At 42.7% G+C, this 25,008-nt stretch carries 21 protein-coding genes and 1 pseudogene; 16 read left to right on the top strand and 6 right to left on the bottom strand.

Annotated features, from left to right (window positions below; all coding sequences use genetic code 11):
- Window positions 1-19: 19 nt before the first annotated feature.
- Window positions 20-361, bottom strand: coding sequence for an Hsp20/alpha crystallin family protein (locus tag BDD43_RS02795; protein WP_008506616.1), 342 nt, complete (start codon window positions 359-361; stop codon window positions 20-22).
- Between the two features lie 294 nt (window positions 362-655).
- Between BDD43_RS02795 and BDD43_RS02790 the strand changes: the two genes are divergently transcribed.
- Window positions 656-2,626, top strand: coding sequence for a sensor histidine kinase (locus tag BDD43_RS02790; RefSeq protein WP_121196244.1), 1,971 nt, complete (start codon window positions 656-658; stop codon window positions 2,624-2,626).
- Here the strand turns inward: BDD43_RS02790 and BDD43_RS02785 are convergent.
- The 3 genes and pseudogenes from BDD43_RS02785 to BDD43_RS02775 form a co-directional block, all read right to left on the bottom strand.
- Window positions 2,606-2,989, bottom strand: a complete 384-nt coding sequence (locus tag BDD43_RS02785; RefSeq protein ID WP_162846962.1) for a metallophosphoesterase family protein — start codon at window positions 2,987-2,989, stop codon at window positions 2,606-2,608. The two genes, BDD43_RS02790 and BDD43_RS02785, sit on opposite strands and share 21 nt — an antisense overlap.
- Window positions 2,990-3,283: 294 nt before the next feature.
- Window positions 3,284-3,535, bottom strand: coding sequence for a fibronectin type III-like domain-contianing protein (locus BDD43_RS30745; RefSeq protein WP_262493004.1), 252 nt, complete (start codon window positions 3,533-3,535; stop codon window positions 3,284-3,286).
- A 111-nt stretch (window positions 3,536-3,646) separates the two neighbouring features.
- A pseudogene (locus BDD43_RS02775) lies at window positions 3,647-5,722 on the bottom strand (glycoside hydrolase family 3 protein); the annotation flags it as partial.
- Between the two features lie 503 nt (window positions 5,723-6,225).
- On the opposite strand from BDD43_RS02775, the gene BDD43_RS02770 reads away from it, so the two are divergent.
- The 7 genes from BDD43_RS02770 to BDD43_RS02740 all read left to right on the top strand — a co-directional run bounded on the left by BDD43_RS02770 (window position 6,226) and on the right by BDD43_RS02740 (window position 11,603).
- The gene (locus tag BDD43_RS02770; protein WP_008506611.1) at window positions 6,226-6,945 is read left to right on the top strand and encodes a helix-turn-helix domain-containing protein; all 720 of its coding nucleotides are present in this window, start codon (window positions 6,226-6,228) and stop codon (window positions 6,943-6,945) included.
- 10 nt (window positions 6,946-6,955) lie between these two features.
- On the top strand, window positions 6,956-7,156 hold the full coding sequence (locus tag BDD43_RS02765) for a hypothetical protein (RefSeq protein WP_147425552.1): 201 nt from the start codon (window positions 6,956-6,958) through the stop codon (window positions 7,154-7,156).
- Between the two features lie 471 nt (window positions 7,157-7,627).
- Window positions 7,628-8,731 carry a hypothetical protein gene (locus tag BDD43_RS02760; protein ID WP_121196241.1) on the top strand — a complete coding sequence of 368 codons (1,104 nt, stop codon included), beginning with the start codon at window positions 7,628-7,630 and terminating at the stop codon, window positions 8,729-8,731.
- 99 nt (window positions 8,732-8,830) lie between these two features.
- Entirely contained in the window at window positions 8,831-9,181 is a 351-nt protein-coding gene (locus tag BDD43_RS02755) for a helix-turn-helix domain-containing protein (protein WP_008506607.1), read from the top strand.
- Between the two features lie 397 nt (window positions 9,182-9,578).
- Complete coding sequence (locus BDD43_RS02750) at window positions 9,579-9,977, top strand: plasmid mobilization protein (protein ID WP_008506606.1); 399 nt, start codon at window positions 9,579-9,581, stop codon at window positions 9,975-9,977.
- On the top strand, window positions 9,958-10,929 hold the full coding sequence (locus tag BDD43_RS02745; RefSeq protein ID WP_008506604.1) for a DUF945 family protein: 972 nt from the start codon (window positions 9,958-9,960) through the stop codon (window positions 10,927-10,929). The genes BDD43_RS02750 and BDD43_RS02745 overlap by 20 nt, the downstream gene beginning before the upstream one ends.
- Window positions 10,930-10,967: 38 nt before the next feature.
- Window positions 10,968-11,603: a hypothetical protein gene (locus BDD43_RS02740; protein ID WP_008506602.1), complete on the top strand. Its 636-nt coding sequence runs from the start codon at window positions 10,968-10,970 to the stop codon at window positions 11,601-11,603.
- Window positions 11,604-11,836: 233 nt separating this feature from the next.
- On the opposite strand, the gene BDD43_RS30370 is transcribed toward BDD43_RS02740, so the two are convergent.
- Both BDD43_RS30370 and BDD43_RS30365 read right to left on the bottom strand, forming a co-directional pair.
- Window positions 11,837-12,325, bottom strand: a complete 489-nt coding sequence (locus BDD43_RS30370; protein WP_083839327.1) for a GDSL-type esterase/lipase family protein — start codon at window positions 12,323-12,325, stop codon at window positions 11,837-11,839.
- Between the two features lie 48 nt (window positions 12,326-12,373).
- Window positions 12,374-12,622 (bottom strand): hypothetical protein, encoded by a 249-nt coding sequence (locus BDD43_RS30365; RefSeq protein ID WP_050982082.1) that lies wholly within the window; start codon window positions 12,620-12,622, stop codon window positions 12,374-12,376.
- Window positions 12,623-13,075: 453 nt separating this feature from the next.
- Between BDD43_RS30365 and BDD43_RS02730 the strand changes: the two genes are divergently transcribed.
- From BDD43_RS02730 to BDD43_RS30490, 8 genes are all read left to right on the top strand, one after another.
- A complete protein-coding gene (locus BDD43_RS02730; protein ID WP_008506601.1) occupies window positions 13,076-16,522 on the top strand; it encodes an ABC transporter permease in 3,447 nt (1,148 codons plus the stop codon).
- 25 nt (window positions 16,523-16,547) lie between these two features.
- Window positions 16,548-17,441, top strand: a complete 894-nt coding sequence (locus tag BDD43_RS02725) for a hypothetical protein (protein ID WP_008506600.1) — start codon at window positions 16,548-16,550, stop codon at window positions 17,439-17,441.
- Complete coding sequence (locus tag BDD43_RS02720; protein ID WP_008506599.1) at window positions 17,392-20,988, top strand: ABC transporter permease; 3,597 nt, start codon at window positions 17,392-17,394, stop codon at window positions 20,986-20,988. The genes BDD43_RS02725 and BDD43_RS02720 overlap by 50 nt, the downstream gene beginning before the upstream one ends.
- Before the next feature lie 96 nt (window positions 20,989-21,084).
- The gene (locus BDD43_RS02715; protein WP_157543880.1) at window positions 21,085-22,536 is read left to right on the top strand and encodes a S41 family peptidase; all 1,452 of its coding nucleotides are present in this window, start codon (window positions 21,085-21,087) and stop codon (window positions 22,534-22,536) included.
- A 60-nt stretch (window positions 22,537-22,596) separates the two neighbouring features.
- Window positions 22,597-23,406: a hypothetical protein gene (locus tag BDD43_RS02710; RefSeq protein ID WP_008506595.1), complete on the top strand. Its 810-nt coding sequence runs from the start codon at window positions 22,597-22,599 to the stop codon at window positions 23,404-23,406.
- 19 nt (window positions 23,407-23,425) lie between these two features.
- Window positions 23,426-24,073, top strand: a complete 648-nt coding sequence (locus tag BDD43_RS02705) for a YceI family protein (protein WP_008506593.1) — start codon at window positions 23,426-23,428, stop codon at window positions 24,071-24,073.
- Window positions 24,074-24,249: 176 nt separating this feature from the next.
- On the top strand, window positions 24,250-24,753 hold the full coding sequence (locus tag BDD43_RS02700; protein WP_246001421.1) for a metallophosphoesterase: 504 nt from the start codon (window positions 24,250-24,252) through the stop codon (window positions 24,751-24,753).
- Window positions 24,723-25,007, top strand: coding sequence for a metallophosphoesterase family protein (locus tag BDD43_RS30490; protein ID WP_246001419.1), 285 nt, complete (start codon window positions 24,723-24,725; stop codon window positions 25,005-25,007). The genes BDD43_RS02700 and BDD43_RS30490 overlap by 31 nt, the downstream gene beginning before the upstream one ends.
- Window position 25,008: the final 1 nt, after the last annotated feature.

Here is a 25,008-nt window from a genome sequence, read left to right as displayed (position 1 = left end):
AAATGAGCATCAATGGCTGTCATCCGCGCTTTCCGGCAGCGTAAAAGGAACGCATGAAAGAGTTATAGCTGTATTCGCGCTTGCTGTAATTTTTCTGGTTGTCTTCCTGACTGGCGGTTTGCTCAACAGCAATGTTCAGCACGTTGCGTTCCAGGTTCAGTTTGAAATCTTCTTTCTTCAGACCCGGCGCAGCCAGTTCCAGATGATAGTTGTTTTCCGTTTCGCTGATATTGACGGCAGGTACGCGGGTTACCATACAATCATTGAAAAAAGTGTCATTAAAAATAGAATCGAAAACATCACTAAAACCTGGTAATAGTGAACTGTTTCTTTTGTCGGGATTAAATTTAACCAATGTCATAATCTTTTCTTTTAATTGTTTTTAAAGGATCAAACCATTTAGTCTATTAAACTTAAAGAACGATCGTTCGGCAGCAATACTACAAGTGAGATGCCAAAGCCAGAAATGGAATTAAAACTGAATTTTTTTCAGCGGGCATCTGAAAAATTTACAGCTGCGCTGCCAGATTTTCATCGGCCTGGCCTTCTTCAAGGGCTTAAAACCTTTCTGTGTTTTTAAGGTTATTATTAGATTAAATCAAACAAAAAGAGCCACTGAACAGATAATGCCGTTTTCTGGCCGCACCGAATACTAATGACCAGACTTCAGCATTCACAAGAGCTATCAACCCTGCAATCCATATTTGAAGGCATTGACGACGCGATATTTTGCCATGACCTTGATATGCGGATCACCCATTGGAATCCGGCAGCTGAACAGCTATTCGGCTATAGTCATGAGGAAATAATCGATGAATCGGTTTACCTGCTGATCCCGCAGGACAGGCAGCAGGAAAAAATGGACATCATGCGTGATATTATGGAGGGGAGACGGATCGGACATTTTAAAACGATTCGCAGAACCAGGGAAGGCGTTGAAATCCCCGTGTCTATAACCATTTCGCCTATCCGGGACCAGGAGGGACAAGTTACAGGATCGTCACAGATTGCCCGCAGTATCATCGAAGAAAATGCTGCCGAAGAAAAGCAGGCCAGGCTGGCCGCCATTGTCGCCAGCTCGGACGATGCCATTGTCGGTAAAAGCCTGCAAGGCATCATCACCAGCTGGAATATCGGCGCAGAAAAAATGTTTGGCTATACGGAGCAGGAAGCAATTGGTCAACATATTTCATTACTAATACCGCCGGAGCGTCTGAATGAAGAAGATATAATTATCGGAAACATTCGTGCCGGAAAAAAGGTAGATCATTTCCAGACTATCCGCAGAACCAAAGCGGGACAACAGTTGCACATATCACTGACGGTGTCTCCCATCCTCAACAAAGCCGGCGAAATCATCGGGGCTTCAAAAATAGCCCGGAACATTACAGCGCAAAAAGAAGCAGAGCGGTCCGTCGCTAAAAGCATGGAGCGTATGGAAATCCTTAATTCAATCAGTAAAAGCATTAACGAGGATCTTGATCTGCAACACATTTTACAAAGAGTGACCGATGCTACTACCAGGCTTACCGGCGCGGATTTCGGTGCCTTCTTCTATAACCGGGTAGACCAGGGCGGTGAATCCTATTGGCTTTATACCATTTCCGGGGCGCCACGGGCTGCTTTTGAAAACTTTCCCATGCCCCGTAACACGGCTGTTTTCCATCCGACCTTTAGCGGTGAGGACGTTGTCCGGGTTGATGACATTACAAAAGATCCGCGTTATGGAAAAAATTCACCCTATTTTGGTATGCCCAAAGGCCATTTGCCGGTTGTGAGCTACCTGGCGGTTTCCGTTATTACTCATTCGGGCGTAGTCATCGGCGGGCTTTTTTTTGGCCACAAACAAGCTGGCATTTTTAAAGAAGAGCATGAAGACCTGGTTGTTACCGTAGCCTCACAGGCTGCCGTTGCCATAGATAATTCCAGGCTCTTTGAGGAAGTAAAGGATCTGAGCAATAAAAAAGATGAATTTATCGCCTTGGCCTCCCATGAGCTTAAGACGCCACTGACTTCGATGAGCGGTTTTTTGCAGATATTAGAAAGAACGGTTCCGGATGGTATTGCCAAAAGTTTTGCAGAAAAGGCACTGAAGCAATTGGCCAAACTCAACGAGTTAGTCAATGACCTGTTTGATATATCTAAAATCCAGGCCGGTAAACTACAGTTGAATTTTGAACCTTTTGATCTTTCGGATCTTTTGGACGAAATAACCGATACGTTTGAGCAGACCCATCCCCACTATAATTTGAAAATGGCGGCAGATGGAGAGCTTTTGGTCTCGGGCGATAAGATGCGGCTGGAACAGGTGCTCACCAATTTACTGGGTAATGCCGTGAAGTATGCGCCGGACGCCAGGGAGGTAAGCATGATTGCTATCAGGACCGGGAATGAGGTTCGCATCTCTGTGAAAGACCAGGGTCCCGGTATTTTGCCTGAAAACCAGCAGCACATTTTTAGCCAGTTTTACCGTGTTAAAGAGCAGGAGCGAAAGACCTCGGGGCTCGGCCTGGGACTTTATATATCCAAGGACATTATTGACCGGCACGGCGGGAGGATCTGGGTAGAAAGCACCCCGGGCCATGGAGCGACATTTACATTTTCTCTACCAGCTTTTACAAACTAAAACAGCCTTATACTCAGGCTCATTTAATTTAAAAATTAAATAACAACCCCTTGGGTCCCTATCTTTGGGTTTTCCAATTGATCCAATATTAATGGCGTACTTTTCGACAATAATATCAGTTCCTTTTCTTTTTAATGTTTTATGATAAGGTTGATGAGTATGTCCAAAACACATAATGTCGGCGTCTGCCTTTTGCATCATGTCAAATAAATAATCTTCATTAGTATTTTCATTTAATAACTCATCTATACTGGTTGCACTTCCATGTTCAAGTAATAGCTTTACTATTTTATCCCCGAATAGTAGTTCCAACTTTATATGTAAAGGCAGGTTACGTAATAATTTGCGTTGTTCATCACCCAATAGGGAATTTGTACATAGGTAAGAAGATCGGCTTATTTCACTTTCTTCCTGGAATGCCTCAGTGCCATCAGCCGCGGCATTTCCAAGTTTTTATTCTCAACACTTTTGAAAAAAGCCTCCAAGGCCGGCAGATTCGCGTGGATATCGCTAAACAATATGATGTTTCAAATCATTAATAAAATACTTCACGAGTTTTTATCATCAATTTTTTAGCAAGTGATATATTAATTTTAGATTGGTATTGGCACGTAATTACCTGCTCTAAGAGAACGTATAGTAAAAGTAATACCAAATTTAATTTCGCACTTGTACTAAAGTTTTCAACCTTATATCGCGGGATGATGAACCTATTTGTATCTCATATTCACCCGGATCTAATTGCCAACTGCCGGTTTTAACATTATAACATGAAAATGCATCAGCACCTAATTCAAAATCTACTTTACCGGAGCCATTTTTATTTATAGTGATCTTCTTGAAATATTTCAACTCATGTATTGGCCTGTACACGCTTGGGTGCAAAGGCCTAACATAAACCTCGGCAATTTCGGCACCGTTAAAGTTACCCGTGTTTTTTATTGAAAAAGATCCCCTAATAGTACTTCTGTTCGATTTGATATGCAGGTTATTATATTTAAAGGTAGTATAACTCAGCCCGTAACCAAACGGAAATTGGGGTTCTACATTTTTGCTGTCGTAATAACGGTAACCTACCATTAAGCTGTCTGTATAATTTACTACGTCATTGTTTTCAGTTCCGAACACTTGCGAAGGGCAGTCTGCCAGTTTTTTTGGCCAGGAGAATGGTAGTTTACCGGATGGGGCTGTTTTACCTAACAGAATGTTTGAAATACTGGTTCCGCAGCTCATGCCAGGATATCATGCCTCTAACACAGCCGGAACATTTTTCAACCAGCCACCTAATTCCATAGGAGAACCGTTGATTAGTACAGCCACAACATTTTTGTTAATGGCCGATAACTTATTAATTAAATTTTCTTGCGAGCCCGGGAAAACCAGGTCGTTCCGGTCACGGCCTTCGGTATCCGAGGTGTAATCTAACCCGCCCACAAATATTACTGCATCTGCTTTTTTAACAGCCGCTGTAATTTTCGCCCATTTATCATCAGAGATCTGGGGCAGTTCCCATTCCAACCTTACACCTGCATCGCCCGGTTGTTTTATGTAATCTATAGAAAGTTCATAAGGTTCCCCCTTTTTTAGCTCTACAGAGGCAAATGCCGGTGAAAGCAGCTGGTTCCTGTCGGCAAAAGCGATCTGGGTGCCATTGTTGAAACCGTGATACATCTTGGCTACGCCATCTGCAGTTAGCCGTAAGGTGAACCGGCCATCCATTGGAGCAATAAGTTTCCCTTCAAAGTGCGCATGGGTGAAATCCTGTGGTTTAATCCTTGGGTCAGGCGATTTCATTTCCCACATAAAACTTAAAACAGAATCTTTTCGGTTAACTGCCGGGTGTTCCTGGTCGGTACCAAAATAAGAACTTTTAAAACCCGGGGTGCCATCCGGCCCAACAACAGCAGATTGTGGAATTGACTGAAAGCCGCCTAATTCGTTAGAAGGGATATAACTTACCTTATTGTTGCCCAACATATTTTTAAGCCCTTGAAGGGCTGTTATTTCATAAGGAGGCAAAATGGTTGAGCTTCCGCCGCCCATACCACCTAAACAAAACCTTTTATCGGCATTGGGGCCTATTACTACAACATTTTTGATCTGGTTTGCGTTTAGCGGCAATAGTTTACGATCATTTTTTAATAATACCATACCTTCTTCAGCCACTTTTTGAGCAATTGCCTGGTGTTCAATCGTATTTTGATTAGCACCGATACTCATATCCTTACCGTCTAATACGCCTAACCTGTCATAGATCCTGAGTATGCGGCGAACTTTGTCGTCAATAACGCTTTCGGGCACACGGCCTGCTTTCACCGCGTCTGCCAGGGCACCGCCAAAACCGCAAAAACTACCACCTGGCATAGATACATCCAAGCCAGCTAAAGCAGCCTTTTCGGTCGAGCGGGTTTGCAAAAAGTCGGTCATTACCAACCCGTCATATCCCCATCCATTTTTTAAAATTTCGGTCAGCATTTTTTTGCTGTCGCTTACAAATTCGCCGTTAACACCATTTGCCGATGTCATAATAGTCCAAACTTTACCTTTTTGTACCCCGGCCTTAAAAGCCGGCAGGTATATCTCGTTTAGTGTTCGTTCATCAACCATCGACATATAAAAGTTGCGATTGTTTTCGCGGTTATTACAGGCGTAATGCTTAAGGCAGGCAGCAACACCTTCGCTCTGAATGCCCTTTATATTGGCTACCGCAATTTCGCTGTTCAAAAGCGGGTCTTCCGTATAGTATTCAAAAAAACGACCATTTAGAGGATCTCTTAAAATGTTAACTGCCGGGCCAAACAAAACATTAAGTTTTTTAGCCCGGGTTTCATTGCCCATCACCTTTCCTGCTTGTTCAACTAGTTCGGGGTTCCAGGAGGCGCCAAAGGCCAGGCCGCAGGGAAAAGCAGTAGAATTGCCATTTTGGTTTGGCCCTCGTGGCCCGTCGGTGCATTTAACGGTTGGTATATTCAGCCTTTTTATTCCACTAAGCCCAAATTCAGGAAAAGCGCCCGCACACAAGCCTATCTTTTCCTGTAAGGTAAGTTGTTTTAATATTTTATCTACATGTAGTTCTTCCTGGCTCTTGCTACCCATAAGTGATTGTGATTGCCCAAAACAAGCTATGTGTATAAAAAAACAGGTAAAAAAAAGGGCGGGTATTCTCATTATAATTGCTGTAAATAAGTGTGGTATGTTAGGCTTTTATAAAAGTTAGTTTAAAAGTATATAATCGTTTTTAAGTAACTGTCATCAACTGTTTAAAACCATTTAGCATAAAAAATAAATGTGCAAAATCATTACGGTAGTAATTTTAAAATATAAAGTTTACTCGTTATTCAACCATCCTGCACTGTATTGTCACGAAGCAGGTATGGCACATGTTCGAAACCGAGACTATAAGCGATCTCGCTCACTCTTCTTGCTGGTAATGGTTAACTTATTAAATGGGCTTTGGGGAATCACCACCACCTTTCTTTCGGGGCTTTTTAATGTAACACATGTAATAGAAATTACTCTAACAAACGTTTGTTTTATAACCGGCCATCAATGATTAAACCGTTAGATACTTTTTTAGGCATCAATAAGCTTACAAGGAAGTGAGCGGATGCCATGTAGCGTTAACACGCTATACCGGGAACGCCGGTTTCGAAGATTGGCATGCTCATCAGAATGCGAGCCTCAGTTTGTTATTAAATGGCTGTCACAAAGAAGATCTGTTTGGTAAAAATTGCAAGCGGGTTCCTGGCGATGTGAAGTTTATTCCAGCAGGCGAAATGCATCGCTGCAATGATTATAGTGATGATACCCGAAAAATAAACATTGACCTAAGCGCGGATTTTATGAACCGGATGAATAATACAGAGGAGCACTTGTTAAAAACTATACCGCAAATTTTATCCACTAAAATTACACTGATTAAGCTTTACCATGATTTGGACGATCCATCGAGCCCTCATGCAATTGCATCCGCGGAATTGTTATTGTACAAGCTTTTTAACCCGGCAGGTAAAATAAAAACCCAAGCCGGTAAAAGCATGCCGCAATGGGCCGAACGTTTGCGTGATTTGTTAGAAGATGAATGGGACAAACCGCTTCATCTAACTGATCTTTCGACGAGGCTGGGTGTTCACCCCGTTACCATATCGCGATATTTTCCGCTATATTTTTCTTCTACATTGGGTAACTACATTAATCGCATTAAGGTAGATAAAGCATTGCGGCTACTTAAAAATACTCCTACGCTGTTAACTGAAATAGCCTATACCTGTGGTTTTGCAGATCAGGCGCATTTTACCCGGACCTTTAAAGCTGTATAACATCTATAATTTGAATGGAAAATTAATGATTCATCATTTCCGTCGCGGCGATTTTGAACTTAATCCCGTTAAGGAATTCCAAAATGAATTTAAGAGCGATATGGGAATGTTAGACTTTCAAATAGACAATCAAGGGCAAAATTTAGGCTTTAAATTATCAGGCGATCGTGTTAGAAACATCCGCTTTCGAAAAATAACTTCACAAAAATAAATCGAATGTATTTAACAGATATGTTGGTGATGGTATTAGCTGATGAAGTGAGATAATAACTCCTTTGTTATAACTAATGCAGCTTATGAGAGAGCGACGATTTGAAAAAATAAGATTTTCAATTGATTTTTTGTAGTTCGTAGAGGAATCGAATTTCGTTTAGACAACTTATAGTTGGTTCAAAAGCATCAATTGTTCGACAAAACGGTTCGAATTATGTCCAGTCTGGGGAGCTTGTAAATCAACAAGTTAGCCCCACTTCGGCAAGTGGGGCTTTTTTATTTGCAGAAAATTTGCAGAAAAAAAATCAAAACAGATACAAACGGCATTTTGCATAACTTTGTTTTTATACAGGTTTTAGGCTTATGATAGCTGATTTTAGTTGGGTTGTCTATACTTTTAAATCGCATGGTTGCGTTTTTTAAAGGAATCTGACTATAGTAAAAGGCTTGATTTCATTACCACCAAATTATGCAGCATCTAAAAGAATTTCTAATCCGCATCCAAACATTCGACCTACGTGTTATTGAGGATGATATTCAACTGGAATGGGGAACGAATGAAAAGAAGCATGTTAAAACTTATGATCTGACCTACGAAACCCAATATTACGATTCCTTTTCCTACAGAAGCGAACTAAGGGTATTAAAAGATATGGCCTTTTTAGACCTGCTAATCTTAAACAAAGACCTTATTTTGCTCCAACTGGCAGAATTATCTAAAGTCCGCAACCGCTTTAAGGAATTTTGGACAAATTACAACCAGCATTATTCGGAGATGAATTTGGTTTATCACCGCTCCTTTATAATTTCTGTCCGACTTGAATATTTATTTATTGTCAACAATCTGCAATCTGACAGTGCTGATATAGAAGTAACCGCGAAGTTTGCGGAAGACCTGGGCGATTCTGTCAAGCTTCGGGAAAAGTTTTTAATGGAGCTGATCTATGCTGCAGAAAATTTTATTAAGCCGAAGATAACCGAGGTTGATTTTAAAAAAAGGATGAATGCCCAACTACCGGGGCAGGAAGCGGCAAAGGTTGAAGAAGCTCCGGCAGAAATCGAAAATACTAACGAAGCGAAAGAAGTAAACGAACCGGCAATAGTAGTACAGGAAACTACCTACCAACCAGAACTAAGCGAAGAACAGGCAGCCATTGCAAAAATAGTGGGCTACTATCCGACCTTTAAACATGGGGCAGCCGTGCAACTGTTTGATTTATTAAAAGCCTATTTTGTTCCTGAAGATCACGCTGCACTTGAAAAGCTGTTACTATATGATGAGGCACCCACTGCCCCTTTGGTATTCCGTGGCTTTGCAACCCAACTGGCCGATGCCTTTAAACAACTCTATGATGCTAACCTGATTGTCGGTTGCCGGAAGTCCGACCTGGAAAAATGGATCGCCCCGAAGTTCATGTACCTATCCCAACAGTCTGAACCCAGGGAATTGCCAGAGGGTTATTTGTCCGGCCTAATGTCAGAAAATACCCGTCCATGCAAATCTCCCATCCTGAAAATTGAGCAAAAGGAAGCTCAGTTTTTCATCCTGCCTACTCCCCGTAACAAAAAATAGCAAAAAAATGAGGGGGTAAGCGCAGGGTTACGGTTTACCCCCTTGTAACACTGCAAAACAAGCACTTACAATTGCAGCATTAAACAAAATTAATGCGCAATGAAAGACACACTCACATTTGACCAGTTACCCGAGGCGGTAAGTAGAATACAGGATAAGCTGGATAACATCGAACAGCTTTTACTTCAGCGGCAGGAGCAGCCGATGGGGCAGGACGAAATTATGCCCGTTGCCAAGGCTGCAATATTTTTAGACCTTGCTGTCCCGACCGTTTACAGCAAAGTATGCCGTAAAGAACTCCCTGTTAATAAGCGCGGGAAGCGCCTTTATTTCTACCGGTCCGAATTGACTGAATGGATTAAGTCTGGCCGTAAAAGAACGGCAGAGGAAATCAAGGACGAGGCCACCTCGAAATTTAGCCTTAGCGAAAAGAAAACCAAGTCAATTTAAGGCTCATGACAAGGATGATAATTGCAGGATTCACCTATAGTCATGGCATTAGGTTTATCGTGTTAAGGGCGAGTAAAAAGCCATTGGAAGACAACAGCGGATGAGGTCAGAGAAGACAACTCCGATGCGAAGCATCGGATAGGCAACGAGTAAAACACAAAGCGAAGCTTTGGTAAAAAGGCGGCACAGCATACCGCTTGCGGTATAGCTGTATAGTTGTCTATACCGGCCGGAGGCCGTTAACCAAAGGCATTTGCCGATAGGAAGCAAGTTTGTGTTTTTGGTACCCAAAAACTCCGTTGCAGCCTACGGCTGAACGGCAAACTTGCTTTTTGCGCCCGTTGGTTGCAAAAAGGGAAAGACAGAAAATAGGCTTGATAAAGACAGATTATAGCGTATGGAATTAGGAGTAAAAACAACGGCAATGCCAGTTACAGGCAAACCGAAACATAAGGGTGGCAGACCGAAAATTAACGTCAGACGGGAAGTGCATATCAAGGTCAGGCTAACCGCCACCGAGCATTTTATGATAGCCTCAAGAGCCAAAGAAGCGGGTATGAAAATCAGCGATTGGTTCAGGGCGGCGGCTAAAGCCGCGCGGGTTATCGCCCGGTTAAAACCGGAAGATTTACAGATCATGCGGATGCTCGCGGGAATGGCCAATAACTTGAACCAACTAACCAAATTGGCGCACCGGGACGGTCTTTTAACGGTTGCCCGTAAATGCGATGGGCTGATGGTAGAGATTGACCAGGCATTGAAATATTTCAATAGCGATGATCGGAAAGATACCTAAACCCGGCAAAAGCTTCGGCGGCTGTATCGAGTATAACATCCTGAAAAAAGATGCGGCCATACTTTATTCGGATGGCGTGCGCATCGATAAGATTGCGCACACCATAGACGATTTTAATATGCAACGGAAAATGAACCCCGGTTTAGGTCAGGCGGTTGGACATATTGCTTTGAGCTGGAGTCCGGAGGACAAAGAAAAGTTGAACGACGAAAAAATGGTCAGCATAGCCAAAGAGTACCTGCAAAAAATGAAAATACAGGACACACAGGTATTGATTGTCAAACACAAAGACCGGGCGCATCCGCACATACATATCGTTTATAACCGGGTAAATAATAATGGAAAGACGATAGCCGACAATTTTCAGCACCTTAAAAATATTAAGATCAGCAAAGAACTAACCTTAAAACACGGGATGCACATCGGACAGGGTAAGCAAAAGGTTAACCGTCCGCAATTAAAAGGGATAGACAAGCTGAAATATGAACTGCATGATACCATAAAAGCAGCCAGTAAAAAAGTGAGCAATATGGTTCAACTTAAACACGAACTGGCTAAACAGGGTATCGGGATGCAGTTTAAATACAAAAGCGGCACTTTGGAGATACAGGGTATCAGTTTCAGTAAGGGCAAGTATAAGTTTAAAGGTTCAGAAATCGACCGCAGTTTAAGCTATGGCAAATTAAGCAAAGCAATACAGGAGCAGGTACAGCAACAACAAACTCAGGCGAAGCCAGCCAAGTTAGCCGATCAGTTAAGGCAGGTCATTGATGAACTACAGGGCAAAGAGCCAACCATCATTCACAAAGAGCCGCAGACCAGTTTTTTGCAGGAAGCTTTACAATTATTTGAACAGTTGCCAGGGGGGATTACCCCCGAACCGGATGACGCTTACCGGCGCAAAAAGAGAAAGGGTGAGGAACAAGATCAAAGTCATGGAATCAGCAGGTAGTAATTAACAAATTAACGAACAACAAAAATATTAAAGACATGGAAACCAACGAAGAAAATAATGTGCAGCAGGAGATTATAGACAGTATGGCTAAAAAAGTTACCACCCTCGAAAAAAGGCAGTCGAAAATTGAGGAACTTGATTTAGCTGCCCTGCCGTCCAAAGTAAACGAATTGGAAGCTAAGGTAACCGAAACAGCCGAAATGCGGACATTGGAAAACACCAAGCAGTTAGAGCGTTTTGATAAACAATTGAACGGGTTTGATGAAAAGATCAATGCCATACCTAAAGAGATACCAGTCAAGTATAATGTTCAGTTTGACACCAAATCAAAGTTTGTTATCAGGACAATTTTAGGTTTAGGGCTTGCGGTCGTCGTTATGCTCGCCATATCGATAAGCTTATGGATTGAAAATAGCCGCAGGGCTGATGAAACAAATAAATTTCTTATCCTGCGTGGCTTTTACCCCGATGTGGCGAAATATATTGACAGCGCTTATACGGCTAACGCCGACTTTTATATTAAAAAGTCAAAGGCTAATATTGATGAACAGCAAACGATGTCAGAAGCGGCATTTGAAGCGAAACAGGCCGCAGAGGAAAGTAAGTTGGCGAACGATAAGCTAAAAAAATTAAAGGGCAAGGCTGCAGTTACAAAGAAGCGGGCTAAGTAATTATTATTTTTGAATAAACAACAAGGAAAGGAGCTATGTGGCAACGATAATAAATAGTTCATCAATTAAGAAAGGGGTTGGCCTGGAACGGTGAGGTTAAAAGTCATTCCAATAATCCTTTTGTGATAAAAAAGGTGGAAGAAGCCACTAAGACTATCTAAGGGTCGGCTTGCTAATGAAAAGGCTGGATTTTAAAATCCAGCCTTTTCATTAGCTGTCAGATTAACTCATAGTTATTTCAATGAAAGCAAATCACAATATTCAATACTTTTTAATGCATTCTTTAATAACGGCTCCATTGTTTTGTACCCTGTTATATTGGGATGAACGCCGTCCCTGGTCAGGTTCTTTTTAAAACCGTCCTGGCCATCTTTCAAGGCAGTGTGATAATCCAGATAGACGATATGATGTGCGGCAGCATAGGTTTTTAATTTATGATTGAGCATAACAATTTTGCCGGCCGGCTTGATGTCTTCATTCCAGAAATAATCAAATGCAGGCAGTACAGAACAGATGACCACCTTGATGTGGTTTGCTTTTGCCAGTTCGATCATGGATAACGGGTTGCCGAAAATTTCGTTGATAGTTGCCGGGCCTGTGTTGCCCGCGATATCATTTGTGCCGCCTAATATCACCACCACTTTAGGTTTAAGGTTAATTACATCCTGCCTGAAACGCAAGAGCAACTGCGGGGTGGTTTGCCCACTTATCCCCCGGTCAATGTAATTCTTATTGGTCTTGAAAAAGGAGGAATCGGTTTCTGCCCAAAGCTAGGTAATGGAATCACCTATGAGTAATACTAAGTCCTTTTTATCAGTGCCCAGTTTTTTATTGTCATCCTGGTAATATTTAAGATTTGCCCAGTCATTATGCAACCGGTATTCTTCTTCTTTTTCCTCATTGCTGACAGTTGCCACCGTGTTGTGTTTTGTGGTATCCGTTGAATTTTGCCCGTAAGCGGATAGATGAAAGACTGCGATTATAACAACGCTTTTTATTATACTTTTTATGGGGATCATCAATTTAATGTTTAAAATTTAATCATAATGAAAAGGAGGAGATATTTATCTCTTCCTTTTTCACACTCGCCAGAGTGGGGTTTTTTAAAAATGCAGAAAATTTTCAGAAGAAAGCTACAAAAAAAACATCCGTTCCTTTTTGCAGGATTTTGTTTAACAACCTATTACAACTTATTTTGGAGATCGTGATGGTCAAAACCCACTTTTAATTCCGTTAAACATCGCCTACAATTACATTTATTCAAGCAGGTTGCATAGATCGTAAGATGCTGGGGAACTAAGCCGATCCATACCCCTTGTCGACAAGAAAATGGTAGCTGTAACACTTTTTATTCAGTACCGTCATATACATAAGGATCAAAAGCGAACGGTCAGCTGTTCGTTTTTGTTACGCCAATAAGTTAGGGTTTTACACGATTTACTGACAATCAATGACTTAAATATTTCGGAACAATGATTGAAGACACTAAATACTTGGAGTTTCATTTTTTTCATATTAGCCTGTATGACCTGGCCTCACTTGGAACGTTGTTCTCGGGGCTAACCCTTGCGCTGCTTTTAGTATCCGCAAAAAGGCCTGAGCGAACAGCGAATTTATTTTTAAGCGCAGCCTTGGCCGTAGCCGTATTAAAGACCGGGGGATTGACACCGTTTTTTTTGCCAGCTTTGGGGCCGCTACTATACTTTTATGTACGGCAACTTACATCACCAGACGGGCGGTTCCACCGGAGAAATATACTTCATTTTTGCATTTTGCTTGTAAGTTATTGGGTGCCCACCTGGTTGGTTTTAATTTCGGTCATCGTTTATTTGTACCTGGCGCACGGGATGATTGAGGGATTTTATCGCCGCCTGCGGCCGGTAACAATGGACCGGCCGCGTTTTGCTTTCCAACGATTGAACAAGGCGCTCGTCCTGCTTGGCTTGTTTTGCCTGTTATCCATGTTTGATGATACTATTTGTTTGACCATTGCTTTAGCCCTGATCGGTATGGCCGTGGATGTGATACGGAAAGCGGATAATGGTCTCCAGTTGACCATGCCCATAACTGATCGGTCTGATGCCAGGGAGAAAGGCAGAAGATTAAGGGAAGTTGTCGCTACAAATCGCCTTTACACGGATGCGGAACTGACGCTGGCCACCCTCGCGCAAAAGCTGAAGATCCATCCGCATGACCTCTCCCGTATGATCAACCAGGGACTGGAAAAGAATTTCAGCGACTTCATCAATGAATTCCGTGTGCGTGAAATTGCCCGGAAAATGCGCGACCCGGAAAATGACCGGCTTACCTTATTAGGTATCGCTTATGACTCAGGGTTCAACTCCGAAAGAACTTTCCACCGCGTTTTTAAAGAGCTGACCGGCAAAACCCCTTTGGAATACAAAAATAGCCTAAGAAAAGAACTGCCAATTGATAAGTTGGCAGCACCGCCACGAATAAGTCCCCTAATATTGCGTTCGGAAAGCCCTTTGGTGTGGGCCGAAGAAAAATTAAACCGCAATTATATGTTCAGCAATTATTTTAAAACCACGTTCAGATACCTGTTGCAAAATAGGGCGTATTCCTTCATCAATATCGCAGGGTTAAGCATTGGGCTAGCCTGTGCGATGCTTATTTTGGTTTATGTGCAGGATGAAGTGAGCTATGATCGCTTTCATCAAAACGTTGACCAGATCTACCGTATCGATAAGCAAACAACGAAAACAGACGGGAGTGTTTCTAACGGCAGCTATACCGGCTATTTCCCCGGACCAAGGTTTGCTGCAAGCATCCCGGAAATAAAAACCTTCGTCCGCTTCCAGCCGGCGCGCGCTGATATTAAAACGGAGAGTGACATCCGGTCACAGTCGGTCTGCCTGGTCGATGCTAATTTTTTTTCCGTGTTTAATTTCCCTTTGCTAAGCGGCAATGCAAGGTCGGTATTAACCGAACCCAATTCGGCTGTGATCACGGAAGAAATGGCTAAGAAGCTTTTTGGCAGTTCAAACGCCGTTGGTAAAGTAATTTTCATCCGCCAAGACAGCACTTTTAACCCGCATGTGATCACCGGAGTGGCCAAAAATTGCCCGGACAATTCATCAATCAAATTTCAGGTATTGCTGCCGTTGAAAGTTTCGGCCATGGATGAAAGCAATAACGGTAATTGGTTCAATTCCTTTCTCAGCACATTCGTGGTGCTTTCGCCAGGTGCAGAGATTAAAGCCCTTCAAAACAAAATGGACGGGGTATTCGAATCCGATGCGGGTAAAGCCATCAGCGAGATCAAAAGTAAATATAAAGTAAAAAGTATCGGCATTTCTTATCTGCTGGAGCCGCTTACCGCTATTCATTTGGGTAAGCTGGTACCGGATGGGAATGAAATACTGAGCGATAAAAGCAACCCTGAGTTTTCTTATATTCTTTCAGCAATTGCCGTTTTTGTGTTGCTGATCGCCTGTATCAATTTTGTGAACCTTACCATAGCACGCTCCGTGAAACGTGCCAAAGAGATCGGCATACGAAAAGTGATCGGGGGAACTACCAGGCAATTGCGGATACAATTTTTGAGTGAGTCGTTTATGCTTTGCCTGATCGCTTTTACCCTTGCGTTGGGTATTGTAGTGGTCATTTTGCCGGTATTCAGCGGCTTATCGAATAAAGTGCTATCGCTTTCTTACCTGCTTAATGTAAAGCTGATTATTTATTATATCGCGCTCTTTTTGATCACCAGTTTATCAGCAGGAATTTACCCCGCAATGGTTTTATCAAATTACCATCCCGTTCAGACCTTGTACAGCCGCTTTAACCTTGCCGGAAAAAATTATTTGCAAAGAGCCCTGGTGGTATTCCAATTTGCGCTGGCCTCTTTTCTGATCGTTGGGGCCATTACCATTTATTTACAGTTTAATTTCCTGACTACACAAAATCTCGGTTATGACGACCATAACTTGATCGTGGTAAATAAATCCCAATTAACACGAAATGAAGCCGCTGTATTTAAACAGGAATTAATGAAAAATCCCAATATGATTGATGTCGCTCCAAAAAATGGCGGCGACAACAACAATACTGTAAAAGTAAGCGGCGACCAGCAGGTAAACATTGCTGTAGAAACTATTGATGCTGCTTACTTGCCGTTACTTAAAGTACCGGTAATTGCAGGGCGGAATTTTTCCGATAAATATCCGGCAGATGCAACGCAGTCGGCTTTAGTAAATGAGGCATTTGTACAGGAAGCCGGCTGGAAACAGCCCATAGGCGAGCAAATCAACACCTTCAATGGTGAATCCTATACTGTAGTAGGCGTAGTCAAGAATTATCATTACAAGCCATTAACTGAAAAAATAACGCCACAATTTTTTACCATGAACCCTGGAAACAGCTATGGTATGCTCCACATCAAAATTAAACCCGGTACTGAAACCGCAAGCCTGCAATATATCGCCAATACCTTTAAAGGCTTGTTTCCTTTCAGCCCGTTCGCGTACACGTTTAAACAGGAGAAAAATGAACAGAGCTATGCGAGCGAAGCCAGGTGGAAGCAAATTATCCTGTTCAGTGCCGTACTCACCATTTTTATATCGTGTATTGGTTTATTCGGCTTGTCGGTGTTAGCTGTAGAGAAACGCGTAAAAGAGATCGGCGTACGCAAAGTGCTCGGCGCTTCGGTAAGCAGCATCGTGACTATCCTTTCGGCAGATTTTGTCAAGCTGATCTTTATTGCACTGGCTATATCCATGCCGTTCGCGTGGATAGCAACCAATAAGTGGTTGCAAAATTATCCTTACCGGATCACGGTGAGCTGGTGGTTATTCCTGTCAGGCAGTTTATTAGTCGTATTGATCGCACTGATCACCATCAGTTTTCAATCCATAAGAGCTGCGATTACGAATCCGGTTAAGAGTTTAAGGGCAGAATGAGCTGATACCTCACTAAACAATTGTCATGAAAAAAATGATCATCCTGTTTTTGTTATTCCCCGCGCTTAGCCGCGCGCAGCAAGTCTTTCAAACCGATTGGGAAAACTTCTGGACCATGCGGGACAGCATTACGGCTACCGGCGATACGGCCAGGCAACGGGACCTGGTGAACCGGCTGTACATCGCCAGGGCAAGCGAAGGGTTAAAAGCATTTATGCGCAATAAGGACGGCCTGGACTTTAAATGGCTGGCCTTACTGAAAGCTGATCCCGGATTTTGGGATAACCTCCACCTGAAAAAACCACTGATCGATACGGCCGTGTGGCACCTGGAACAAGAGATCGGCCGTTTCCGACAGGTATACCCGGACCTCCGGCCCGCGCAGTCATTCCTGATCGTCGGGTTAAGACAGCAGGGCGGTACTATTCGCGGCAACCTGTCGCTTATCGGTGTTGAAGTGGTTTTGAATGACCCGGCGCTAACGGGTGATCAATTGGTCCGCATGGGCATCCATGAATATACCCACACACAGCAAAAGCGGCCCGATTTCCAGCAGATCAACGTATTAACCTCGGCGATCCGGGAAGGGGCCTGCGACTTTGTGGCCGGCTTGGTAACAGCTATTCCTGCCAAAACACCCTATATGGCCTATGGACCTGCACATGAAAAGGAAGTGTGGCGATCCTTTCAAAAAGAAATGTATACACGAAACAATGATAATTGGGTGAGCACCGGCCCGAACCCGGCGTTGCCGGCACCCGACCTCGGCTATTTTGTCGGCTACCGGATCTGCCAGGCCTATTATGCTCAGGCGACCGATAAAAAAGCGGCGCTCAAAGCGATCATCGAACTTGATTACGCCAACACCGATGCTGTCACCGATTTTTTTAAAAGATCCGGTTACCAGGGCGGCCAATAAAGTTGAATATTATAATCATCATCAATCATTAAATACTTTTTTGCTGAACTTTATTGAGTTATTAACGCGTTTGAAACTATATACGTTACATATCACCCTTTACGACATGGCATTCTTAGGAATGCTGTTTATCGGGCTGAATTTTGCTTTACAGCTATGGTGCAAAAGAGATATTGATCGCGTCGCCAATCGATTTCTTGCCCTTGCGCTGGTTGCAATGGTATTATGGATCGCCTGGTTGTTGGAAATATCCACCTTTCTCCTGCCATTTTCACTGGCCTTTGGGCCTTTTATCTATTTTTATGTCAGAAAAACTACGCGACCGGCATGCCGGTTAGATTGGAAGGATCTCTTGCATTTCTCCCCTGTTTGCTTACCCTTAGCTACCGCTATCGGAAAACCGTTGCTATTTATATCGGTCGGCGCTTACTTATACCTGTCTCACCGTTTGATCGAACGTTTTTACAGAAGCCTGAAATTTAACGAAGGAGATCGTTACCGGTATGAATGGCGCTGGTTAGACCAGCAATTGACCAGTTTTGGTATAGCGCTATCATTATGGATACCGCTGACTGTTATTGATTATGTAGGTTTTCACTTTGGTTTAAACAAGCAGGTTTATTACCCCCTGTATTTGCTAATGATTGCGATGGTCATCCGAATGGGCATATTGGTATTTTTCAGATCTGGCGTCGACAGGTCCATCGAAGCACCATTGCTTTCCCGATCGTCCCTTTCGGCAGGCTTGAAACAAAAGAGTAATTTATTAAAGAAAAAGATCGAAGCCGGACTCCTGTACCAGGACCCTGAACTGAGTGTGGGGTCCCTTGCTGAGCAACTGGGTATGCCCGCCCATGAATTATCAAGGATCATTAACCTTGGGCTCAAAAAAAACTTCAGCGATTTTATCAATGAATTTCGGGTCAGGGATGTGATGGCCAAAATGCATGATCCCTCATATAAACATCTCACCCTGCTGGGCATCGCTTATGAATCGGGGTTCAATTCTAAAACGACCTTCAACCGAATTTTCAAGCAAATGACAGGGAAAAGCCCGGCAGAGTATAAAAAAGAGCGACCATTTTCTAAATTGGAACGTTTTGCGATAAACAGGCCGGTAGTTTTGCATCAAAAAATTAATCGTCCCGCTATGTTTCGCAATTACCTGAAGATCGCCTGGCGCAATACCGTACGCGGCATCGCCTACAGTTCCATTAACATGATCGGTCTGGCAGCCGGTTTGTGCAGCTTTATAGTCATCCTGCTGTACACGAACTATGAACTGGGTTATGACAAATGGAGTCCGGAACTGGATAAGGTCTATCATGTTTCCCTACGCCAAAACGAAGACTTTATAAGTAATACACCTACCTCGCTGGCCGGTTTCCTGGCGCAGGAATATCAAAATGCCGCAGCTGCTACCATGTTACAGTCGTCAGGTGATCGCGAAGCGCTGCTTGCTGCCGGAGACCGCAAAATTTATCAAAAAGATCTGGTTACGGTCGATTCGAATTTCTTAAAGGTTTTTCCTTATCAGCTGGCAACTGGTAATCCGGCTACCGCGCTGAACGCGCCAAGGACGGCCATACTGACCAGGGACCTGGGCCGTAAATTATTTGGCAGTGAAGACCCCATGGGCAGATCGATCAAACTAAACGATCGTGCTGAGCTGGTGGTGACGGGTATATTGGAGGATCAGCCGGGGGCAACTCATCTGCCGGTCGGCATGCTGATACACGATCCTTTCGGGCGGCACGATAATACCTGGGACAACTATTCCTGTCAAACCTATATCAAGCTCAGGCGGGCAGAAAACGATGCAACGATCGAAACCGCCATCAACCGGCTTTATTACAATGCGCGCATCAAAGCCGATGGCGTATCTTTCGAAAACTATACGAAAGCTGGCGCTAAAACCAACCTGTTTGTTGACCAGGTGCCACGTTTTCACAATTTCCCGAAACATGGCAGCAGTAATTTTTCAACAGTAACCATTCTACTGGTTTTAGCGATTCTACTGCTACTGGCAGGAGCCATCAATTTCAGCAACCTGGCCATCGCGCGTTCGATCAGCCGGGCAAAGGAGGTCGGTATACGCAAAGTGATGGGAGCGGGCCGTATGCCATTGATCTTACAGTTCATGGCCGAGACTTCCATACAATGCCTGGCGAGTTTGATTTTAGCTGTTATGCTGCTGGCTTTGGGCATACCCTATATCAACCGTTCGTTCAATATCAACATCGGTTTTTTGCAACCGCACGAAATGCTGCGTGTTGTCCTTCAACTGATCAGTAGTTTAGTGGGAATTATCTTGCTGTCGGGGTTATACCCCGCGGTCTACCTCTCGAAATTTAACGCTGTCAAAGTTTTAAAAGGCAGTTATTCTACAGGTAGTAAAGGAACACTGTTTCGAAACAGTCTCATCGTCGTGCAATTTATGGTATCGGTGTTTTTTATCACCGGCATCATTGTCATCAAAAGCCAGCTGAGCTTTATGCAAAACAGGGACAAGGGTTTTTCAGCTGATCAGTTGATCCGCGTGGAGGCCCGGCCGGAAATCCGTGAACAAGGCTTTGATCAAGCCCGTAACGTGCTGCTTTCGGTACCGGGGGTTATTGGCGTTGCCAAAACCACAAGTGTACCGGGCGATAATTTTGGCGTTGATACTTCGACGATCCCATTCAAAAACAAGGGTGCAGCCTATCGTATGCGGTCGGTTAAAGTCAGTACCGATTATTTCCAAACCCTCGGTGTATCTTTGAAAAAGGGCCGCCTTTTTACAGAAGAGGTGCAGGATCAGCAAACACGTTCAGCTGTTATTAACGAGGCCGCCGCCCAAAAATTAGGACTGCCCGATCCTGTCGGAGAGATCATCGCCTTCCCTGGTTGTGACAGTACACCGGTGCGGATCGTAGGCGTAGTTAAAGATTTTAATGTGCAGGGATTTGAAAGCGGGGTGCAGCCTGTGGTGTTCACCATTGGTAACCATCAACCCTGCCTGATGCAATTTGGTAGCACCATGCTTGTTAAATTGGATAACAGGCATGTTCAGCGGACTATCGCTGGGATCACCCAGGCCTGGAAAAAAATAGAACCTGCCTTCCCGCTCCGCTATTCTTTTGTCGACCAAAACTTTGAGCAATTGTTTATTTCATACGCACGCCTGGAAAAGATCATTACCTTTTTTGGGCTTGTTGCCATCATGATCTCGGTGATGGGCTTATTTGCACTCACGACTTTCTTTACCCGGCAGCGTACCAAAGAAGTTGGTGTGCGAAAAGTATTGGGTGCCAGTGTCCCACAGCTCGCCGCCCTATTGAGCAGGGATTTTATCTATCTGGTGATTTTAGCGGTTTTTATCATTACGCCTTTTACCTGGTGGGGGGTGCAAAAATGGCTGCAGACCTTTGCTTACCGGATCGATATCAGTTGGTGGATGTTTTTCGCTGCGGGTATAACGGCCATGTTGATCGCTATCCTCACGGTAAGCTTTCAATCCATCAGAGCGGCGCTTGCTAACCCGGCAGATAGTTTGAGAAGTGAATGAGCCTTTTTGTGTAACCAATTTTTTTAAAACCAGTCTTTAATAGATAAATGTGTACGAAATGATAACGACCGGATGCTGAATTTAAAAAACAAAATAATGTTGACGCTCATGCTGATCGCAAAAGCTTTTTGGGGCAATTGTCAAAATACCCCCTTGAATTATAGTCCAAAAGAGTTAAAGGAGGACTACGGCATCCTCAGAAAAGCTTTAGAAACTACCTATTCAAGTCTTTACCGGTTTACGGACAGTTTGATCATGAGCCAATATTTAGATGATAATTTAAAATCGCTAGCACAACCTGAGTCTGAAACTGACTTTTATAAACTCATCACTAAGACCTGCGCTAAAGTGAATGATGAGCATTTGATCCCGACACCATCGAAAGCCTATTACCGGTCATTAGAAAACAAGCATCATTATTTCCCTTTCTGTTTAAAGATCATTGACCGGAGGTTTTACGTGCTCAAAACGGTAGCATCCGGCAGTGCCATCCCGGCCGGATCGGAAATTCTATCTATCAACGGAAAGACAGTTGAAGAAATGCTGGATATCTTATTGCCCACCATCCCATCGGACGGGTACATTCAAACCTTTAATACCCGTCACCTGGAAGACTATAGTATGACGGAAGAAGAAAACCTTTTTGATCTGAATTACCCGATCTTTATAGGAGATACGACCGCCTATCGCCTGGAATATATCGACGTAGCTGACCGGTCAAAAAAGAAGATCGCAACGGTCGCGGGTCTCGATCATGGATCCTATATGAAATTTTTCTACGGCAGAAACAAATTGGAGGCACCATTAGCCTTTAAATACCTTGAAAAGAATATTGCTTATTTGCGTATTTCCTCTTTTCTGAAATGGCACCGGACACGCTTTAAACAGGACTTTGCTGTTTTATACGATAGTGTTTTTACCACCTTAAAGGTAAGGCATACGGAAAATTTGATCCTTGACCTGAGAAATAACGAGGGCGGCGACGGGACGGGTGAAAAACTGCTGACTTATCTATTGACAAGGCCGTATCAGCATTTCGAATCTACAGAAGTGAAGTTTAAAGGGTATGCACCGGTCGCTGAATACCTGGAAAACGGTAAAGACCTCTTTTTTGCTGATTCACTGGTCGGTAAAACAACTAACGGCTTGTATAGCCTTAAAAAAGCCGATATGCCCTCGCTTGGGGAACAGCCACTTAATGTCAATCATTATACCGGGAAGTTATTTGTGCTGATCAATGGCGCGTCAGGTTCTATGGCGGCGGTGGTCGCTGCTTTTCTGAAAGGCAACGGACGGGCAATATTTATCGGCGAAGAAAGCGGCGGCACCATGGAAGGGAATACTTCCCATCAATCGGCCAGATTGGTTTTACCTAATACTAAAATAAGAGTGACTATACCACTAATCAAAACAAGTAACGCTGTCGCTTATACCAAAGGCAGGGGTGTTGAACCGGATTATCAGGTAACTCCAAAAATAAATGATATTTTAATAGGGATAGATACCGAATTAAATTTCGCACGGGCCCTGATCTCATCAAAGAGATAAGACAACCGGCTATGGGTCGTAGTTCTATGCCTGGTTAAAGAAGATTTCGGCCATCATATCATGTCAATATTTTATTTACAAAGTTTACATTTTTATTTACAATCCAAATTCCCAACCCTGAAATATCTCGAAGTAATTTCGCTGAACAACGTTGATAATATTATCGGAATTAAGATGCAGACACCATTTTACACCTTACTCATTGCGTTTACTTTTTCCACGGCCTGCGGACAAAAGCAAACTGCACCAAATAAAGATATTAAGAAGTCAGAAACCAAAGACACCCGCCCTTCCACCGATTCTAATGAAAAATACCATGCTAAGTATGTATATACTGATGCTACCGGTAAACATCTGATCATACAAAACAGCTTTCCAAAAGGTGGACCATACACTGACCCTAATGGGAAGAAATATTTTAGAATTATATTTTGGACCAGATTGATCAATGAAACTGATGAATCGCTGGAATTGAACATCGATTTTCCGGCAGACCCCTATGAGGTTCCGGGCTTCCCCGGCAAATACCATAGAGTATTGATTCCACCCGATACGATGACCATTAATAAAGAAGCAATGTATGACTATGGTCTAGCCGGGTTAAAATCCTTTTTAGATAATAGTATTCATAAACCGTCATCTTTAAAAAGAATTATCAGCCCAAAGGCATCGAGTGGTTTTTATGTTGTCATACTTAGCCAAACGACTCAAGGAGCACTTAGTGGTGTATTGCGAGCAGGACTAAGCCTGAAAGGGCATGATCTTTATTATAGTATAAAAATCGATGGGTCAAAAAATAACGCTGGATCAAGCGATAAAGAAATTCATTGTGGAAGTATAAATTTAAAAAATTTGATGTTACAGAACTAACAAAAGCCTCAATTTACTTATGAACAACAAGCGATATGCCACCTATTTAATTTTAATTATTGCCCTTTTTTTCTTCGGTTGCGGTGGACCTGTAACGGGGGAAAATGAAACCAATACATTGGCAAGCTCCATATCCTTACATGTTGGGGATAAAAAATATTTTATGATATATACGAAGGAAAGTGTCATAACCTGGGAAGGTTCTAGTGTTCATGGGAAGCATGACGGGTACGCCAATATATCAAAAGGAGAATTAATGATCGAAAACGGTCAACTTACGGGAGGTACGGTTGAAATTGACATGAACACAATTGAAGATAAAAACTACGGAAGGAATAATAAACTTATTAAACACTTAAAAGATCCTGATTTTTTTGATGTTAAAAGATTCCCTTTTTCTACAATCGTAATTACTAAGGTTGAATCGATAGATGGTGAGCATAAAAAAGTTACCGGGAACCTAACGATCAAGGGTATCACACACCCGGTTACTTTTTCGGCGATAATGGAAATTAAGGGCGGAATTGTCAAAGCCAATGGTAAGCTGGTTATTGATCGAACATTATGGGATGTCCGGTATAAATCAGGAAAGTTCTTTGATAATTTAAAGGATCAAGCTATTTCGGATTCCATTGAATTTCAGATTAAGATCTTGGCAAAGAAATAAGATTAATTGAGAAATCATGAAATACAAGCTATTGCTGTAATGGTAATTCTTATGTCAACTTATTTTAATATCGTTCCAATTTAAAAGCAATACAAATAAGTGAATTTAAAAAGTTAAGTCAGATAATTGTCTTGAGTAATGATTTTAAAGCGCCCTTTTTCTAATTTTGAAACGCCGTGATTTTACAGTACTGCTCCGATCTTCATTTAGAATTCCCCCAAAATGAAGCCTATATAAAAGCTACCCCCATTAAGCCCATAGGCGACATTTTGATATTGGCTGGCGATGTTACTTTGTTTACCAGGATAGACAAACAAAAGGACTTTTTTGATTATATCAGCGATCACTTTGAAGCAACCTATTGGATACCAGGAAATCACGAGTACTATCAAAGTGATATTTCAAATAGATCGGGGTCATTTGAAGAAAAGATCAGAAGTAATGTGTCATTGATAAATAATGTGGTTAAAAAAATTGGCGCGCATCAGTTGCTATTTTCCACTTTATGGTCGTCCATAAGCCTGTTAAATGGCTGGCGGATAGAACGTGGCCTGAATGATTTTTATCAAATTAGTTATGATGGGAAGCGTTTTCAAATCCTTGACTATAATGATTTTCATGCAAATAGTCTTACGTTTTTACGCTCGCTTTGGAAGCAGATACACCGGGCAAAAAAGTAGTGGTCACGCATCATGTTCCTACTTTTAAGAACTACCCGCCTGAATATAAGGGAGACTACCTGAACGAGGCTTTTGCAACGATATTGGATGATTTGATTTCAGATACCACGCCGGATTATTGGATTTACGGGCATCATCACCAAAATATTCCTGAGTTTAAAATAGGTCATACAAAATTGCTAACCAATCAGCTTGGCTATGTTCAGCGCAACGAGCATTTACTCTATCATGCCGATAAATGCATTGAACTTTAGC

The sequence above is a fragment of the Mucilaginibacter gracilis genome (assembly GCF_003633615.1).
Classification (GTDB): Bacteria; Bacteroidota; Bacteroidia; order Sphingobacteriales; family Sphingobacteriaceae; genus Mucilaginibacter; species Mucilaginibacter gracilis.
This window is presented reverse-complemented; position numbering and strand designations above follow the sequence as displayed.